The sequence below is a fragment of the Emticicia sp. SJ17W-69 genome, from assembly GCF_051209875.1.
Lineage (GTDB): Bacteria > Bacteroidota > Bacteroidia > Cytophagales > Spirosomataceae > Emticicia.
In genome coordinates, this window is record NZ_JBNTQY010000001.1 from 5753693 (window position 1) to 5770763 (window position 17071).

Genomic DNA, 17071 nt, shown 5'->3' on the forward strand with positions numbered 1-17071 from the left:
CAAAAAAAAATTGCTCAAATTTACCAAATCCACTAAATATCTGACATGAACGAGCGTAGAACATCTTTTTTTGACACCAAAATTGAATTTTTGAAGGGTGTTGGGCCTTCAAAGGCTGAGATTCTCAATAAAGAATTGGGTATCTTTACTTTTGGTGACTTAATAGAATATTATCCTTTTCGCCACGAAGACCGCACACAATTTCATCTTATTAGCGAACTACACGAAGGTTTGAATGGTGCCCAAATCAAAGGTCGGCTACGATCATGGGAAAAAATTGGTGAGGGAGCAAAAGCTCGATTAGTTGGTCAATTTACCGACGGCACTGGCATCATGGAATTAACTTGGTTTCAAGGAATTCCTTGGATGGAGAAAAACCTTCGACTGCAAGGTGATTATGTCATTTATGGTAAGCCAAGCTTGTTTGGCAGTAAATGGCAAATCATGCACCCTGAAATGGATATCCTTACTCCTGAAAATGAGCGTGGGGGATATTTTCAACCTGTTTATTCTCTCACCGATAAACTTCGCAAAAAATATATTGATAGCAAGCAAATTAGTCGTTGGATGCGAACTTTGCTTGAATCGGCAGTGGTAAATATCCACGAAACATTGCCCCCTCCTTTGGTTCAAAAGTTTCGCCTAATCTCTAAGCAAGAAGCCATTTATCATATTCATTTACCAATCAATCAAGAAGCACTTAGGCAAGCTAACCGAAGATTAAAATTTGAAGAATTATTTTATAATCAATTTCGTCTAATCAAACAAAAGTTGATTAGAAAGCAAGATTATGCAGGACAAGTTTTTGATAAAACACAATTATTGACAGAGTTTTATCAAAAACACTTACCTTTTGATTTGACCAATGCCCAAAAAAAAGTAATTCGTGAGATTTTTCAAGATATGCGTTCTGGTAAGCAAATGAATCGCTTATTGCAAGGTGATGTGGGTAGTGGTAAAACAATTGTGGCTTTTATCACGATGCTTTTGGCAATGGATAATGATGCCCAAGCTTGTTTAATGGCTCCAACTGAGATTCTATCTGACCAACATTACACTGGACTTAAAAAGTTTGCAGATTTGATTGGTATCAAAATTGTCGAATTAACAGGTTCGGTTGGTAAAAAACAACGCAGAATCATTGATGCGGGCTTGCTTGATGGGAGTATCAATATTATTGTTGGTACGCACGCTTTGATTGAAGACCATGTACAATTTAAGAACTTAGGTTTATGTGTTATTGATGAACAACACCGTTTTGGCGTTGCTCAACGAGCAAAATTATGGGAGAAAAACCAAAATTTCAGGCCACACATTTTAGTCATGACTGCCACGCCGATTCCTCGAACTTTGGCGATGACTCTTTATGGAGATTTAGATATTTCTATCATTGATGAACTTCCAGCAGGTAGAAAACCTATTAAAACACTACACAAGTATGACGCTGACCGCCTCAGAGTTTTTGAGTTTTTGAGAAGTGAAATACAAAAAGGGCGACAAGTTTATATTGTTTATCCTTTGATTGAAGAATCCGAAACTTTGTCTTTTAAAAACTTGATGGATGGTTATGAAAGTATTTCGAGGGCATTTCCTGAATATGCTTTGAGTATTGTGCATGGAAAAATGGGTTGGAAAGAAAAAGACTACGAAATGCAACGTTTCAAAAATAAAGAAACGCAGATTTTGGTTGCCACGACTGTTATTGAGGTAGGCGTTGATGTGCCAAATGCCTCAGTGATGTTGATAGAAAGTGCCAATCGCTTTGGGCTTTCGCAATTACACCAATTGCGTGGACGTGTGGGGCGTGGAGCAGAGCAATCATATTGCATATTAATGACTGATCATAAATTAGGCAAGGATACTCGCCTTAGAATTGATACAATGGTGAGAACAAACAACGGTTTTGAGATTTCTGAAGTTGATTTATCGCTTCGTGGGCCAGGAGATATGGCAGGAACGCAACAAAGCGGAATGCTTGACCTAAAAGTGGCTGATCTGGCAAAAGATGGTGAGATTTTGAAATATGCTCGTGAAGCTGTAATGGAGATTTTGGACAATGACCCTGAGTTAGAATCAGCTGATAATCAACCGATTAGACAGCATATTAATACTTTGAGAAGTAATGAAACGAATTGGAGTAGGATTAGTTGAGTTTAATCGGTGGTTTCGGCTTCGTTCAACCACATATTCACAATTTTCTCTTTGAATATTTTATTTGTATTTTTGTAAAAACATTCTGCACTATGCTTCCAATCGTTCAACAAATTGCAACAGAGTTTAAGGCAGAGCTTGAAAAACTCTATGGTGATGAATTAGCTGATTTGATTTTGTTTGGCTCTCATGCTCGTGGTGATTTTCATGACGAATCTGACATTGATTTTGCAGTTGTTCTGAAAAATCCTGCTACAACATCTACTTCTGAAATAATGAAGGTTTCAGACGTAGGTAATGATTTGAGTATTAAATATGGTCAATTTATTACTTATATTGGAATGCCCGAATTCAAACTAAAACAATCTAATCTAAGTATATATCAAGAAATAAGAAAAGATGGTATCAGAATATGAACAATCTCTACGAATCTCACCTTTGGCTTGAACGTGCCGAAGATACCCTTCATGCTTCTGATATTAATTTAAAGAACGATCTTCTTTTAGCTTCAGTTAATCGGGCTTACTATGCAATGTTTTACTATGCTATAGCCTTGCTTCGCTCAGAAAATATTATTACCAAATCCCATTCAGGAACATTCAGTAAATTCAGTGAATTATTTATCAAAACTAATCGTATTTCCATCCAATATTCTTCTAATTTTCGTAAAGCATTTGAATACAGACAATCTGTTGATTATGATATTGAGGCTCATGTTTCCGAGGGTGAATGTGAATTGCTTCTCGAAAATGCTCGTGAATTTTATTCGTTTACCAAAATTTATCTTGAAAAACTAAGCTCTAATACCATATAATCAACCGATTAGACAGCATATTAATAGTTTGAGAAGTAATGAAACGAATTGGCGTAGAATTAGTTAAGCTTAATCGGTGGTTTCGGCTTCGTTCAAACATTGATTTTCAGTCTTTGAACAATATATTCTGGTTTCTAAAAAGTATCACTTTTTGTACTATTTAAAGTTTCACCTGTGATTATTGAGTAAAATGAACTAATTGATATAATTTTTCCATTATTTTAGCGAAACCAAATTAAAATAATATGGAAACATTAGGTTATGTAGCGGGCATTTTGACAACATTAGCATTTGTGCCGCAAGTTTTACAGATTTATAAAACCAAGTCCGTCAAAGATGTGTCTTTGTCGATGTTCTTGATTTTTACAGCAGGCGTAATTATGTGGTTAGTGTATGGAATCAAAGTTCATGCTTTTCCTGTCATTGCTGCCAACGCCATCACTTTGATTTTATCATTGGTGATTTTATTCTTCAAATTTAAGTACAGAAAAACTTCGCTTTGAGTTTTTTATTTCGCTGGTTGAGCAAAGCCCCAGTGGAACTACCGAAACCGACGAAATAAAAAACTATTTCTTTTTTTCGATAACTTCATCAATCACAAAGAACGGTCGTTTTTTTACTTCAATATAAATACGACTAATGTATTCGCCAATAATGCCAAGCATTGTCAGCATCACTCCTCCTAAAAAAAACATTCCAACTGCCAACGAAGCCAAGCCCGGTGTTTCTTCGGGCGTATGCCCAAAAACTTTGAAGCCAAATAAACGGTGAACTAAAAAGAAAATACCGACAATCAAAGAAGGAATAGCAATGGTTATACCTAAATAGGTAGAAAGTCGCAATGGAAAACTCGAAAAGCCAAATAAGCCATCAAGTGCCAATTGCACTAATTTTTTGAAAGTATATTTTACTTCTCCTGCGGCACGTTCGGCACGCTCATAAGTTACACCGATTTGCTTAAAACCTGCATAAGCACGCATACCACGTATGAAGCGAATCTGCTCAGGCATATCATGTACAAGTACATTCACCACTTTTCTATCCATCACACAAAAATCTCCAGAATCAAGAGGAATTTCAATATCGGAAATAGCAGCCATGATTCTATAAAAACTCGAATACGCCATTTTCTTGAAAAAACCTTCTTTTCGCTTTGTTCGGACTGCATAAACTACTTCATAACCTTCTCGCCACTTATCCAAAAAACGATATAATTCTTCTGGTGGATCTTGTAAATCGCCATCCATGATTATAATTGCATCACCTTTTGCTTCTTGGATGCCTGCCGAAATAGCTGGCTGATGCCCAAAGTTTCTCGAAAGTTTGATAACCCTCACATGTGCATCTTTCTCTGCCATTACTCGCATCATTGTCAATGAGCTATCACGAGAGCCATCATCTATCAAAACGATTTCGTAATCTTCATTCCATGAAGGAGCAGCATTTGTAAGACGAGTATAAAGATTTTGGAGGTTTTCTTCTTCGTTATAAATCGGGATAACAATCGAAATCATTTGGTTTGCTAAGTAGTCGATGGTCAAAAGTTGCTATATTATTAAAACAACTATGCTCATTTTATGAGTGAATATTATTTTCTTGGGTGCAAAGATATGCTTTTTGAAGCAGAAAAGGAATTTGAGCGGGGTAAGAAAGCAAAAAAGTCTCGACTGTTACAGAGTCAAGACTTTTGCTGAATTAATGCGTATGATGTATAAACGCCGATAGTATATAAAAAGTTTTACGTTCGAAAAATTATTCAACTATTTTTCAAAATATTATCAAAACCCAATTTGGGCTGAAAGTGATGCTCCAAAAGGTACAAAATCAGCATTAATTCCCATTACTTTGCAAGCTTCGGCAGCCACTCTGATTGAGTTGTTTGTGCTTCGTTCATCAGGATAGATATGCACCATGTTTGCTAAATAAAGATTTTCGGTAGATGTTTTACAAGAAGTTACTTTTTCAGAAAAATTCAAATCACAAACCGTTGCGGCAGTATTTGTTTTGAAAACATAAACATTTTTAATCCAATCTTCTGAAAACGCTGGATTTATTTTCTTTAATGGTGGAATCATCACTGCTTTTATTTCATCTTCTGTCATTGTAGCTAATGCTTCACTCATGGCAAAATAACGTGAGAGATAAACGATGTGCGAGCCATTGTACTCTTCTTTAGGAATAAAGTTAGTATGCTCAATCACTCCACCAAACGGATAGCCTTCGTCAGCAACATTCATCCAATAAATATGGCTAAATGATTTTTTCAATTCCAAAATCGTACAAACTGCTCCAAAGTACTCTACTCCGTTGGCATCTAATGGACAGTTCTTGATTTTATCAAAATAAAGTGATGGAATTGTCAAAAGAAATTTACCACCATCAATTGTCAAGTTTTTAGTGATAATTCCTTCTACTTTACCATTCGTTATCTTAAATTCTTCAATTGGTTCATTTTTGATTAACTCCACCCCCATTTCTTGCAAACGAATAATCAACACATCCATCATGGTTTTCCAACTGCCATTGATATAACCAAGGCGTTCGTCGCCACCTTTGCGGGAATTGAGGCGTTGTGCCATTCGACCAATCATCCACGCCAAAGGAACTTTGTTGGCATAAGGTCCAAATTTAATATTGAGCATTGGCTTCCAAAGGGCATCTGTAATATCCTTTCCTGCCCAACGATAAAACCAATCTAAAGTTGAAACCCCTTCGTTTTCTCGCCATTTTGCCAGTTTTCCAAGAAAAAGACTGGTAAAACCAAAACGAGCTTTCCCGATAATTCCAACAGGTTTAAACTTTAATAAATCAAGGGGCGTATTAAAATCATAGATTTTTCCATTTCTGAAAACACCCATGGTAGTTTTTTTGTAGAAAGCTTTGTCCGAAATCTTCAAATCTTCAAGCAACCACCTAAGTTCGGCATCTTGTGTAAAAAAATGGTGGTAATAATGCTCCAGTTGATTTCTGCCTATTTCAAAAGTATTGAGTAGTCCGCCAAACTTATCGCTTCCTTCTATAACTGTTACTTTTACCCCTTGCTTGGCTGCAATGTATGCCGCCGCAAGTCCTGTCATTCCACCACCTATGATTGTTAGTTTTTCCATACGTTTAGCCCCCTAAGCGATACGTCGCACCACCCCGATGAGAGAATTTATTACAGGGTATTTTATTTATTTAATTTCTATTGTTTGTTCTTTGATTACTTTAAACTGGTTGTTTTCGAGCTTGCCGATTTGCATTATGAATTCTCCGATTGGCAAATCTGGTTTTGCTACTTGTATATCAATTCTATTATTATAGAATCTTTGTGTAGTAAGAAATGTAGTAAACTTATTGGCTTGTGTTTCTAAAGGAAAAGCCAAGCGATTTTTTTCATTAGTGAAAATGGCATAATAGCCATCATATCTTGTATTGAAAGGCACAAAAGCATTTTCTATTTCAATATGAAAAGTATTCAATTCTTCCGTAATCTTTAATCGTTCTTTTGTATCTGTTGAAACTTGATTTTCGTAGAGAGCTTTATTTAATGTATCTATTTCGGCAGGTGGTGTATAATTTTTGAAATGAACTCTACTAACCCACAAAATATCATTGACATATTTCATTACTCCTGGCACAAAACCTGCATAATTATAGGGCGGAATTGGTAATTTTTGATAACTATTGATGGGTGCATGATCATCAGGGTTTCTTGAATTAGCAAAAGCATAGAAATAATAGCGTCCGTTATTTTTCCAGTTTAATATGGTTGTTCCGAAAAATTTGCGACGGTTTTCTACATCATCCCAACTTTCATAATATGAAAACGCATTAAACAAAAGAGTAATAACTATTGATATTTGAAGATACTTTTTCCACTGATTTTTATTCAAAACATTGAAAGTACTTAAATAAATAATAATAAATAAGATGATAGAAACTGTTTTGTAGCGACTTGCGAATGCTTGTTCCAAACCCTGACTTGCTCGTGAAGCAGCAAATGCAGCTCCACTCAATCCTACAAAAATAAACGCAGCCAAGAGGAAAAGATTAAATTTGGGATATTTTAATATATTTTGATATAATATACTTGGCTGTTTTTCACTTTTCCACCAAAAATAGATAAAGGTAAACAATTGATATACTACCCATAAAATTAGCAAAACGCCCATTACAATCGCAACTGTATATTTTAGGTTTGTGTCATAAAACTGAACAGTACTATCAATCGGTGAGCCAAAGAAAGCAAAAAAGTCGCCTAAAATAATATGAGGGTATTTTGTGAAGTTTATCATCACATCAGGACGAATACCTGGTTTTTTGAAATCAATGAAGTACAATAGAAAAGAAAGACCAAGAATACTAAAATATTGGATTTTCTCGCTGTGTATTCGTGTATATAAAACTAATGGAATAGCAGCTAAAAATGCAAACATTCCATTACCATTGGTAAACATTGCCAAGAAAAAAAGCAGGTTGGCTAAGTAAAAAGCCCATTTTTGCTTGTAAAAAAGTAACAAAGCAAATCCCCAAAGGCCAAAAATGATAACAGTATTAGGTTGTAAAGAAGTAATTGCCCAAAAAATATTTTCGACTGGTTGAATATTGAAAATGATAAAGATGATGGGAATTAAGTAAGCTAATTTTACATCAATTTCTCGCAAAACTCGGTGAAATACAAAAGGAAGTATCAACAAATAAGATACGCCCATAAGCATCAATGTCTTGTAATTTACTTCGCCAAAAACCTGGTAACAAAATAAGGTGCTGAGACGAACATACAAAATACGGTGTTCGCACATCTGAGAAAACAAAAGAGTCATTTTGTCAGAAATTGTTTCTTGTTGCATCCAGCTTGCTAAAAAGCCTTCGATTCCATGCCAATCGTCATTCCAACCAATATTGAAGGCATTTTGAAAAACAAATACATAAAAGCCAATAATTGGCAATAAAATTAACAAATATGTAATCAGTTTTTTATTCATGCTTTGTTTTGAAGTATGGTTTTATATTTTTTCGACCGACTGAATATAATCTTGAAAATGTACCGCAGGAAGAAAATTGAAATTTACACGGTAAGAAAGTACAGTAAATACTAATATCAATGTGCTAAGAAATGCTTGCATCAAGATTCCAAAAAAGAGAAGTAATCCCCAAAATGGGAAACTAAATTTAAAAAGAAAAACTACTGAAATTCCTAAGATTGCCATCAAAATAAGCAATGAAACCGCTATTAATAATCTTACAGAAACAGTATCTATGTACACAGCAACAGCACTAAGTCCATGAATGACCAATGAGGTATAATTCATTTTTGATTTTCCTGTGTATCTATCTCCCCTTTCCAAGCCGACTGATTTATACAATAATCGTGAACGAATAACACCACCAGGATAATGATTCCATATATCAGAAATATGAGCAACTTTATCTAATAGTATTTTTGGAATCACTGAATAATTACCGAAGTTGATTACTTTTCCTGTTAGAAAAACAAAAATAAATTTATATACTTTATAAAAAATTTTGAAGAAAAAGCTTTCTTTTCGTTTGGTTCGACGAGCGAAAACAATTTCGTTTGCTTTGCTTTTAATTGCCTCATCTAATAAAATGAGTAAATGTTCGGGTTTATCTTCTCCATCAACGTCCATTACCACAACCAAATCTTGTTCCGAATTTTTATTCAGATAAGACAAACCAATGGCTATTGACTTTTGATGTCCTAAATTTTTATTGAGATGAACTATTTCAATGGGATGATTTTTTAACCTATTTTTATCAACTTCCAAACTTGAACAATCGTCCACAACTACGATTTTATAATCTGAGTATTGGGTAGGAGAAAGTACCGTTCGAATTTCTTCAACGAGTTTATACAAACAATCCCAGTCATTAAAAAGTGGTGTAACTATTGCGATTTTGTAAGACATAAAAACCCCCAACCTCTGAAGAGGAGTTAATTCTAATAATTATTTATTTTGCAAATTTAAGAAAAATTACCGTCAAGTTCTTGAATTTGTTTATCATAAGCATTTAAAGTTTGCCTAATTGTAGCATCATATCTAAAACCTAACCATTCATTTACCTCCTCAAACATCTGCTTCCGATTTTTTAAAAAATACAAATTCGTTGATGACTGTACATTACTCAAGCCGCCTCGATGTTTTCGATAAACGCCCATAGCTTCAGGCAAATAGTGGATTTTTCCTGTTGCTGCCAATTGAATCACCAAAGCCCAATCACCTGATGCCGCTCGACTATGCCAATCGACAAATTCTTTTTCACGAAAAATATTTCTGTAAAGCGTTGCCGCAGTGGCAATAAACCACCTGTCCTCTAAAATATCTACAATACTTGACTCTATTTTTTGGTCTTTATCATTGAAAAGATGCTCGGGCGAACCATCTTCGTAAATCACCTGCATATTATGGTGACAAATGCTATAATCAAGATTGGCTTCCATGAAATCTACTTGTTTTTGCAGTTTCAATGGGTCTGTCCAATAATCATCACCTTCGCAAAGTGCTACATAATCACCTTTACAAGCTTTCAAGAGTCCTAAAACGTTGTTTCTTCCCCCAAATTCCTTTGGCTCTTTTGGTCCTTGATTTTTTGTGTGTAAAAAAGCTTGAAAGATATTGGGGTACTTATCAACATATTCCTGAATAATCTGTTGATTATTGTCCGTTGAAGCATCATCACCTATAACGATTTCAAATTCAAAATCTGTCTTTTGCATCAAAGCTCCATCAAGGGTCTGACGAATATATTTCTCGTGATTATAGGTTGGTACACAAACACTAACTTTTGGTGGCATCTTTTCTAATTTGGAAATATGTTAATTTGACGATTTGAAAATGAAATATTTAACATAATTTCCAAATTCTCAAATCTCCAAATTCTCAAATTAATTATTCTTAATTCGATGTGGTAAAAGAGCGAAAAAACTATAAATATTACTCAACCATTTCGGAAAAATATATTCTCTGATAATTTCTTTTTGTATCTCTCTACTGGGTTTTGCTAATCTCAAATATTGAATTGCAACTGGCATTTGTTTAAAATATTTTCCAACAAACTGGTGGCTATCAAGCATCATTCGATAATAACGTGCAATATTTTTATTAAGTGTTGTTTGAAATTTATAGTTTAATTCTTGGTCAATTCCTCGATACATACCAATACGATTTTGTAAAAATTCAGCATCTTTGTATCCATCAGTAAAACTCATACCACTATTACGATTTTTTCGGTAAACAGACATGACTTCATTCATATATTTGAATTTCGCCCCCCCTTTTCCCAATAAAATATAACGAGGAATATCTCCACTTTTTGATTCATGAAACCACTGAGGATAGTGTTTGATTACACCGTTACGAAATAATATCGCCGAAGTAGCAATAAACCAAACTTCATCCTCACCTATAAAATCCTCAACTGTAACGATTGCCTTTTGGTCGGGCGGATTGACAAATTGATTTGGATGTGAATCATCGTCAAAAATAATTTCTGCATTATGAAAGCACGCTACAAAATCTTGATTTTGGTCTAAAAAATCAGCCATCTTTTGGAGTTTTTGATTAGATGTCCAATAATCGTCCCCATCCATTGGAGCAATGTATTTACCTTTAGCTTCAGCCAAAGCCGCTAAAGTATTATTTTTCCCAAATCCTCCAAGGTTTTTCTCATGCAGCATTGGAACAATAATATCTGGGTATTTTGCATAATATTCCTTAATAATTGCAGCCGTCGAATCTGGCGAAGCATCATCTCCGACAATTACCTCAAACTTAAAGTTCACTTCTTGTGAAAGAATCGAATCAAGTGTTTTACGAATAAACTTTTCGTGGTTATACGTCAACACCATGACACTGACTTTAATATCTTTATATGCTTCTTCTACAGGAAATGGAGTAGCCGATTGTTCTTTTTTCAAGGAATTAAAATATTTTCTATTTGATATTGTTGTAACCAATCATCCGACAAAATTACATCTAAAAAACTTTTTAGGAGCGAAAATCCGCAAAACATTGTTTATTCCAACAATTTATTTCATTTCTAATACGTTCAAACCAAGAAATCGTCTTATTTTTACATCGAAAAATACAAACAAACTATAAAACCATCATGCCTGTTACCACTGAAACTTATCCTTGGCGGAAATTCTATCCGCAGGGGGTTCCCTACGAAATAAATCCAGAGGCCTATCCATCTCTTTTAGAATTGATGGATGAAGGTTTTGAAAAATTCAGCCATAAGTCTGCCTACGCTTGTATGGGTAAAGAAATCACTTATGCACAATTAAATACCCTCTCTCGTAATTTTGCCGCATATTTGCAAAGTATTGGAATGGAAAAAGGCGACCGAATTGCAATCCAAATGCCTAACGTACTGCAATATCCTGTGGCCATGTTTGGTGCTTTGCGTGCTGGATTGACGGTTGTCAATACAAATCCGCTTTATACACCTCGGGAAATGGAGCATCAATTCAAAGATTCAGGGGCAAAAGCAATTGTTATTGTAGAAAATTTTGCTTCGAGCCTTGAAAAAATCATTACAAATACAAATATTAAGCATGTTTTTGTCACACAATTAGGTGATATGCTTGGCTTTCCAAAAAAACAAATTGTTAATTTTGTTGTAAAAAGTGTCAAGAAAATGGTTCCAGATTTCAACTTGCCTTCAGCTGTATCTTTTACTGATGCGGTGAAAAAAGGAGCAAGTCTGACATGGACAAAACCAAGTGTAAAACTTACGGATTTAGCTTTTATTCAATATACCGGCGGAACGACTGGTGTCTCGAAAGGAGCATCGCTTACTCACAGAAATATTATTGCTAACCTTGAAGCCAACAACGCTTGGCAGGGTGTTTTGACAAATAAAATTTCTGATGAAAAAATTGTGATGGTAGCTGCTTTACCTCTTTACCATATTTATGCTTTAACAGTAAATGCTTTGACCGCTCTAAAAATAGGAACGATGAATTTGCTCATCACCAATCCTCGTGATTTAGATGCATTTATAAAAGATCTGAAGAAATATCCTCCCCATATTTTTACAGGTGTCAATACTTTGTATAATGGTTTGCTCAATCACCCGAAAATCGGAGAAGTTGATTTCAGTAATTTGATTATTACTTCAGCGGGCGGAATGGCTTTACAAGGTGTTGTAGCCAATCGTTGGAAAGAATTAACAGGAAATCTTCCAACTGAAGGTTATGGCTTATCTGAAACGTCACCTGTGCTTACATCTAATCCTTTGGTTGGAGAAAATAGGGTTGGTACAATTGGTATTCCTTGGCCAAGTACAGAGATAAAAATCTTAAAAGATGATGAAACTTGGGCAGATATTGGTGAACCTGGCGAAATTGTTGCTTTCGGCCCGCAAGTAATGGCGGGGTACTACAATCGTCCTGACGAAACAGCCAAAGTAACTTTTATTGATAACGACAAAAAATCATGGTTCAGAACTGGTGATGTGGGTGTCATGAGTGCCGATGGATACTTTAAGATTGTCGATAGAAAGAAAGATATGATTTTGGTGTCGGGCTTTAATGTTTATCCAAATGAAATTGAAGATGTGGTGGCTACTTGCCCTGGCGTTTTGGAAGTTGCTTGCATTGGCGTAGCAGATGCAAAGTCAACCGAAGCCGTAAAGATTTTCGTTGTAAAAAAAGACCAAAATTTAACTTCTGAACAAATTCAGTCTTATTGCCGAGAAAACCTAACTGGTTATAAGTGTCCTAAACACATTGAGTTTCGCACCGAATTACCAAAAACAAATGTTGGTAAGATTTTGCGTCGAACTTTGAAAGAAGAGGAAATGGCGAAGAAATAGATTTTAGAAACGAGATTCGAGACAAAAGTTTTTTATCAAAAAAGCCCTCATTTTGTTATTAAATGAGGGCTTTTTGTTGAATTTATCCATCAATTTTTCTTAGAATTGCCTATTTAATATCAAAAATCTGGTTATTTTTGTATATAAATATTTAGAAAATGACTAAAGAAGTAAGTCCAAAGTTGATTTTGCACAAACCTACTCGTAAATATACCCTTGAAGCATATTTACGAAAAGAAGCAAACTCTATCCACAAACATGAATTTATAAACGGCGAAATAATCAAAATGCCAAACGCAAGAGGACCACACAATTTAATAGCGATGAATATTGCTGTTGATATGACTTACGCAACCGAGAACATAGGAAAAAACTTCCTTTTTTATGGTTCCGACCAAAAAATTTATTTTCCAAGTCTTGATGAAGGCGTGTATGCAGATTCTTTAGCTGTTTCTGAAAAACCATTATATTGGGATAACGACGATTTATTATTGATAAATCCTATTTTAGTTGTGGAAGTATTATCGAAAAGCACGCAAAAATATGACCGCACAGGAAAATTTGACAAATACAAAACCCTTGAATCCTTTAAAGAATATGTAATGATTCGTCAAAATGAGTGCTACGCAGAAGTTTGGTACAGAGAACGCCCTGGTCTTTGGCATGAAACGATTGTAACAGATATTGAAGGAAAATTACCTCTCCAATCGCTCGGCGTTGAAATTTCGATGAAGCGTATTTATAAGAATGTGAGTTTTTGAGAATAAAAAAATGTTCTAGTTCTTGAAAAAGATTATTTTGTAGGAACAGAAAATTAAATAAAAATTTTAAAAGTAATTCTCTTTTTCCCAGTTCGACCCAATCCTTCTCAATGTATCAACAAAAACCCCTCAAAAACAAAAACTTTTGAGGGGTTTTTCGTTTCTATGTAGCAATACCTTAACTTTGCACACTTAATTTTTTGAATACAAAGAAGATATGATCGAAACTCCGCAAAAATACACCGTTACCGCCGCTTTGATTTATGCCAATGGCCCCATTCATATTGGGCATTTGGCTGGCTGTTATATTCCTGCAGATATTTATGTCCGTTATCTCCGTTCTAAAGGGGCTGATGTGGCATTTATCAGTGGTACTGACGAACACGGCGTGCCGATTACCGTAAAAGCCCGTAAAGAAGGAAAAACGCCTCAACAAGTCGTTGATTTTTACTACGAACAAATCAAAAATTCATTTGCTGATTTTGGTATTTCATTCGATATTTATTCTCGTACTTCCAATCAAACGCATCATAAAAACTCACAAGAGATTTTTACGACTTTGTACAACAAAGGCTATTTTGATGAAGAAACCAGCGAACAATATTTTGATGAAGTGGCTCAACAATTTTTGGCAGATAGATATATCGTTGGTGAATGTCCTGTTTGTGCAAATCCAAATGCTTATGGCGACCAATGTGAAAAATGTGGTTCGACACTTTCACCAACTGAATTGAAAAATCCTCGTTCGACACTTTCTGGTTCAAAACCAATCATGAAAAGTACCAAAAACTGGTATTTGCCACTTGATCGTATGCAGCCCGAAATCGAAAAGTATGTGAATAACCACAAAGAATGGAAATCTAATGTTTTTGGTCAATGTCAGTCTTGGCTAAAAGATGGACTTAGACCTCGTGCCATGACTCGTGATTTGGACTGGGGAATCAGCGTGCCTTTACCTGATACAGAAGGTAAGGTTTTGTATGTTTGGTTTGATGCACCAATTGGCTACATTACATTTACCCAAGAGTGGGCAGCTCAAACTGGCAAAAACTGGGAAGATTACTGGAAAAATGACACCACTAAGTTGGTGCATTTTATCGGTAAAGATAATATTGTTTTCCACTGTATTATCTTCCCTGCGATGTTGATGGCAGAAGGAAGCTATATTTTGGCTGATAATGTGCCTGCCAATGAATTTATGAATTTGGAAGGTGATAAAATTTCGACTTCAAGAAATTGGGCAGTTTGGTTGCATGAATATTTGGAAGAATTCCCAAATAAGCAAGATGTATTGCGTTATGCTCTTTCGGCAAATATGCCCGAATCGAAAGACAATGATTTTACTTGGAAAGATTTTCAAACTAAGAATAACAGTGAGTTAGTTGCCATTTACGGAAACTTTGTCAATCGTGCGGTTGTGCTTACACATAAATTTTACGGTGGAAAAGTTCCTGCACAAGGCGAATTGACTGACTATGACAAAGAAACGATTGCAACCTTAGCGGATTTTCCAAAGAAAATTGGCGATTCAATTGAAAACTATCGTTTCCGTGAAGGTTTGGCAAATATGATGGATTTGGCACGTTTAGGTAATAAATATTTGGCCGAAACTGAGCCGTGGAAAGTAATCAAAGAAAATCCTGCTCGTGTTGAAACAATCATGAATATCGCTTTACAGATTGCTGCCAACTTGGCGATTTTGTCAGAGCCATTCTTGCCATTTACGGCAGAGAAATTAAGAAAACAATTAGGTTTGACTGAAACAACTTGGGCAGAAACTGGAGGAGCAGACTTATTGCCTGTTGGCACATTGATTGGCGAATCAAGTCTATTATTTGAAAAAATTGAAGATGATGCCATTGAAAAGCAAGTAAAAAAATTACAAGAATCAAAACGAATGAATGAATTAGAAAATGTGAAAGTGCCTGCTTTGAAGGAAACTATTCAATACGATGATTTTGCCAAATTAGATATTCGCATCGGCACAATCTTAGAAGCGGAGAAACTTCCCAAAAGTGATAAATTATTGAAGTTTTTAGTAGATGATGGTTTTGAAAAACGCACTATTTTGAGTGGAATAGCAAAGCATTTTTCACCAGAAGAAATGATTGGGAAACAAGTTACATTCTTGGCAAATCTTGCTCCTAGAAAAATGATGGGGATAGAATCAAATGGTATGATTTTGATGGCAGAAAACCGTGATGGTAGTTTGGCACTTCTCCAACCCCATAAAGAGGTTTGGAATGGAGGCCCTGTTAGTTAAAACATTGAGCGAATGAATGAATGATTTTGTGAATGAGTGATTATTATAGTTTAAAAAATCACTCATTCGCTCAATTACTAAATTTTTCAAACACCACCTTTCACAAAAGGCAATTTCGTAACTACGCCTTTCAGTAATTTCTCTCTTACTTTGATATAAACTTCTGTTCCGACTTTGGCGAATGCTGTTGGAACATGTCCCATTGCAATTCCTTTTTGTAAAGTTGGCGATTGTGTTCCAGAAGTAACTTCTCCTAACTTGTTTCCTTCGGCATCACAAATTTCATAATGACTGCGAGGAATAGCTCGGTCAATCATTTCAATTCCAACCAATTTACGCTTTAATCCTGCTTCTTTCTGAGCTTTTAGATTTTCTGAATTGATGAAGTTTTTAGTAAACTTCGTCACCCAACCTAAACCTGCTTCCAAAGGCGAATCAGTATCATTCAATTCATGACCGTAGAGACAATAGCCCATTTCTAAACGCAGTGTATCTCTTGCACCTAAACCAATGGGTTTGATATCAAACTCTGCTCCTACTTCAAAAATTGCATTCCACATTTTTTCGGCGTCATTGTTCCAAACATAAATTTCAAAACCACCTGCACCTGTATAGCCTGTTGCCGAAATTATTACATCATCAATACCTGCCAATGTTCCTGCTTTGTAAGTATAATAGTCCATTGAAGCCAAATCTATATCTGTTAGCTTTTGAAGTGTTGGTAATGCCTTTGGTCCTTGAACGGCAAACAAGCATAACTTATCTGATATATTTTCAAGTTCGACGCCAAACGTATTATTTTGGTTAATCCAATTCCAATCTTTTTCGATATTGGAAGCATTTACTACTAAATAATATTCGTTTTCGTTCCAGCGATAAACCAATAAATCATCTACTACCCCACCCTCATTATTCGGAAAATAAGCATATTGAACTTTTCCATCAAACAGCACGGAAACATCATTTGATACAACATGTTGTAAAAACTCAGTTGCTCGCTCGCCTTTTACCACAAATTCACCCATGTGAGAAACATCAAAAACACCTACACCGTTTCTTACGCAATTGTGTTCTTCAATATCTGATGAATAACGAACTGGCATCATAAAGCCACCAAATGGCACCATTTTCCCACCCAATTTTTCATGTAAATCATTCAGTGGTATTCTTTTGTTTTCTGCTTCCATTAAAATTTGATATTTATTGATGAAAAAAATGTTTTTTTATTAAAAATTCTAAAAGATTGAAATGTGAGACTTG

14 protein-coding genes are annotated in these 17071 nt (G+C 35.3%); 7 read left to right on the plus strand and 7 right to left on the minus strand.

Annotation, left to right across the window (positions count from 1 at the left end; translation table 11 throughout):
- Positions 1-45 precede the first annotated feature (45 nt).
- The 4 genes from recG to ACQUQZ_RS23620 all read left to right on the plus strand — a co-directional run bounded on the left by recG (position 46) and on the right by ACQUQZ_RS23620 (position 3468).
- Positions 46-2151: an ATP-dependent DNA helicase RecG gene (gene recG, locus ACQUQZ_RS23605; RefSeq protein ID WP_435357580.1), complete on the plus strand. Its 2106-nt coding sequence runs from the start codon at positions 46-48 to the stop codon at positions 2149-2151.
- 92 nt (positions 2152-2243) lie between these two features.
- On the plus strand, positions 2244-2567 hold the full coding sequence (locus tag ACQUQZ_RS23610) for a nucleotidyltransferase domain-containing protein (RefSeq protein ID WP_435357581.1): 324 nt from the start codon (positions 2244-2246) through the stop codon (positions 2565-2567).
- Positions 2564-2965 carry a HEPN domain-containing protein gene (locus ACQUQZ_RS23615; protein ID WP_435357582.1) on the plus strand — a complete coding sequence of 134 codons (402 nt, stop codon included), beginning with the start codon at positions 2564-2566 and terminating at the stop codon, positions 2963-2965. The genes ACQUQZ_RS23610 and ACQUQZ_RS23615 overlap by 4 nt, the downstream gene beginning before the upstream one ends.
- 245 nt (positions 2966-3210) lie before the next feature.
- A complete protein-coding gene (locus ACQUQZ_RS23620) occupies positions 3211-3468 on the plus strand; it encodes a SemiSWEET transporter (protein WP_435357583.1) in 258 nt (85 codons plus the stop codon).
- A 63-nt stretch (positions 3469-3531) separates the two neighbouring features.
- On the opposite strand, the gene ACQUQZ_RS23625 is transcribed toward ACQUQZ_RS23620, so the two are convergent.
- The 6 genes from ACQUQZ_RS23625 to ACQUQZ_RS23650 all read right to left on the minus strand — a co-directional run bounded on the left by ACQUQZ_RS23625 (position 3532) and on the right by ACQUQZ_RS23650 (position 10886).
- Entirely contained in the window at positions 3532-4479 is a 948-nt protein-coding gene (locus tag ACQUQZ_RS23625) for a glycosyltransferase family 2 protein (RefSeq protein WP_435357584.1), read from the minus strand.
- A gap of 264 nt (positions 4480-4743) precedes the next feature.
- A complete protein-coding gene (locus tag ACQUQZ_RS23630) occupies positions 4744-6072 on the minus strand; it encodes an NAD(P)/FAD-dependent oxidoreductase (RefSeq protein WP_435357585.1) in 1329 nt (442 codons plus the stop codon).
- A 66-nt stretch (positions 6073-6138) separates the two neighbouring features.
- Positions 6139-7932 (minus strand): hypothetical protein, encoded by a 1794-nt coding sequence (locus ACQUQZ_RS23635; RefSeq protein ID WP_435357586.1) that lies wholly within the window; start codon positions 7930-7932, stop codon positions 6139-6141.
- 21 nt (positions 7933-7953) lie between these two features.
- Positions 7954-8877 (minus strand): glycosyltransferase, encoded by a 924-nt coding sequence (locus ACQUQZ_RS23640; RefSeq protein ID WP_435357587.1) that lies wholly within the window; start codon positions 8875-8877, stop codon positions 7954-7956.
- A gap of 56 nt (positions 8878-8933) precedes the next feature.
- Positions 8934-9764 (minus strand): glycosyltransferase, encoded by an 831-nt coding sequence (locus ACQUQZ_RS23645; RefSeq protein ID WP_435357588.1) that lies wholly within the window; start codon positions 9762-9764, stop codon positions 8934-8936.
- A 90-nt stretch (positions 9765-9854) separates the two neighbouring features.
- Positions 9855-10886, minus strand: coding sequence for a glycosyltransferase family 2 protein (locus tag ACQUQZ_RS23650; protein WP_435357589.1), 1032 nt, complete (start codon positions 10884-10886; stop codon positions 9855-9857).
- Between the two features lie 191 nt (positions 10887-11077).
- Between ACQUQZ_RS23650 and ACQUQZ_RS23655 the strand changes: the two genes are divergently transcribed.
- The 3 genes from ACQUQZ_RS23655 to metG all read left to right on the plus strand — a co-directional run bounded on the left by ACQUQZ_RS23655 (position 11078) and on the right by metG (position 15811).
- The gene (locus tag ACQUQZ_RS23655) at positions 11078-12787 is read left to right on the plus strand and encodes an AMP-binding protein (protein ID WP_435357590.1); all 1710 of its coding nucleotides are present in this window, start codon (positions 11078-11080) and stop codon (positions 12785-12787) included.
- 158 nt (positions 12788-12945) lie between these two features.
- On the plus strand, positions 12946-13548 hold the full coding sequence (locus ACQUQZ_RS23660) for a Uma2 family endonuclease (RefSeq protein ID WP_435357591.1): 603 nt from the start codon (positions 12946-12948) through the stop codon (positions 13546-13548).
- A gap of 217 nt (positions 13549-13765) precedes the next feature.
- A complete protein-coding gene (gene metG, locus ACQUQZ_RS23665) occupies positions 13766-15811 on the plus strand; it encodes a methionine--tRNA ligase (protein ID WP_435357592.1) in 2046 nt (681 codons plus the stop codon).
- 86 nt (positions 15812-15897) lie between these two features.
- On the opposite strand, the gene gcvT is transcribed toward metG, so the two are convergent.
- On the minus strand, positions 15898-16998 hold the full coding sequence (gcvT, locus tag ACQUQZ_RS23670; RefSeq protein WP_435357593.1) for a glycine cleavage system aminomethyltransferase GcvT: 1101 nt from the start codon (positions 16996-16998) through the stop codon (positions 15898-15900).
- Between the last annotated feature and the right edge of the window lie 73 nt (positions 16999-17071).

What these genes read in the sequence shown, in the direction of transcription:
- recG (WP_435357580.1), top strand. Translation starts at nt 46, where the DNA reads ATGAACGAGCGTAGAACATCTTTTTTTGACACCAAAATTGAATTTTTG.
- ACQUQZ_RS23610 (WP_435357581.1), top strand. Translation starts at nt 2,244, where the DNA reads ATGCTTCCAATCGTTCAACAAATTGCAACAGAGTTTAAGGCAGAGCTT.
- ACQUQZ_RS23615 (WP_435357582.1), top strand. Translation starts at nt 2,564, where the DNA reads ATGAACAATCTCTACGAATCTCACCTTTGGCTTGAACGTGCCGAAGAT.
- ACQUQZ_RS23620 (WP_435357583.1), top strand. Translation starts at nt 3,211, where the DNA reads ATGGAAACATTAGGTTATGTAGCGGGCATTTTGACAACATTAGCATTT.
- ACQUQZ_RS23625 (WP_435357584.1), bottom strand. Translation starts at nt 4,479, where the DNA reads ATGATTTCGATTGTTATCCCGATTTATAACGAAGAAGAAAACCTCCAA.
- ACQUQZ_RS23630 (WP_435357585.1), bottom strand. Translation starts at nt 6,072, where the DNA reads ATGGAAAAACTAACAATCATAGGTGGTGGAATGACAGGACTTGCGGCG.
- ACQUQZ_RS23635 (WP_435357586.1), bottom strand. Translation starts at nt 7,932, where the DNA reads ATGAATAAAAAACTGATTACATATTTGTTAATTTTATTGCCAATTATT.
- ACQUQZ_RS23640 (WP_435357587.1), bottom strand. Translation starts at nt 8,877, where the DNA reads ATGTCTTACAAAATCGCAATAGTTACACCACTTTTTAATGACTGGGAT.
- ACQUQZ_RS23645 (WP_435357588.1), bottom strand. Translation starts at nt 9,764, where the DNA reads ATGCCACCAAAAGTTAGTGTTTGTGTACCAACCTATAATCACGAGAAA.
- ACQUQZ_RS23655 (WP_435357590.1), top strand. Translation starts at nt 11,078, where the DNA reads ATGCCTGTTACCACTGAAACTTATCCTTGGCGGAAATTCTATCCGCAG.
- ACQUQZ_RS23660 (WP_435357591.1), top strand. Translation starts at nt 12,946, where the DNA reads ATGACTAAAGAAGTAAGTCCAAAGTTGATTTTGCACAAACCTACTCGT.
- metG (WP_435357592.1), top strand. Translation starts at nt 13,766, where the DNA reads ATGATCGAAACTCCGCAAAAATACACCGTTACCGCCGCTTTGATTTAT.
- gcvT (WP_435357593.1), bottom strand. Translation starts at nt 16,998, where the DNA reads ATGGAAGCAGAAAACAAAAGAATACCACTGAATGATTTACATGAAAAA.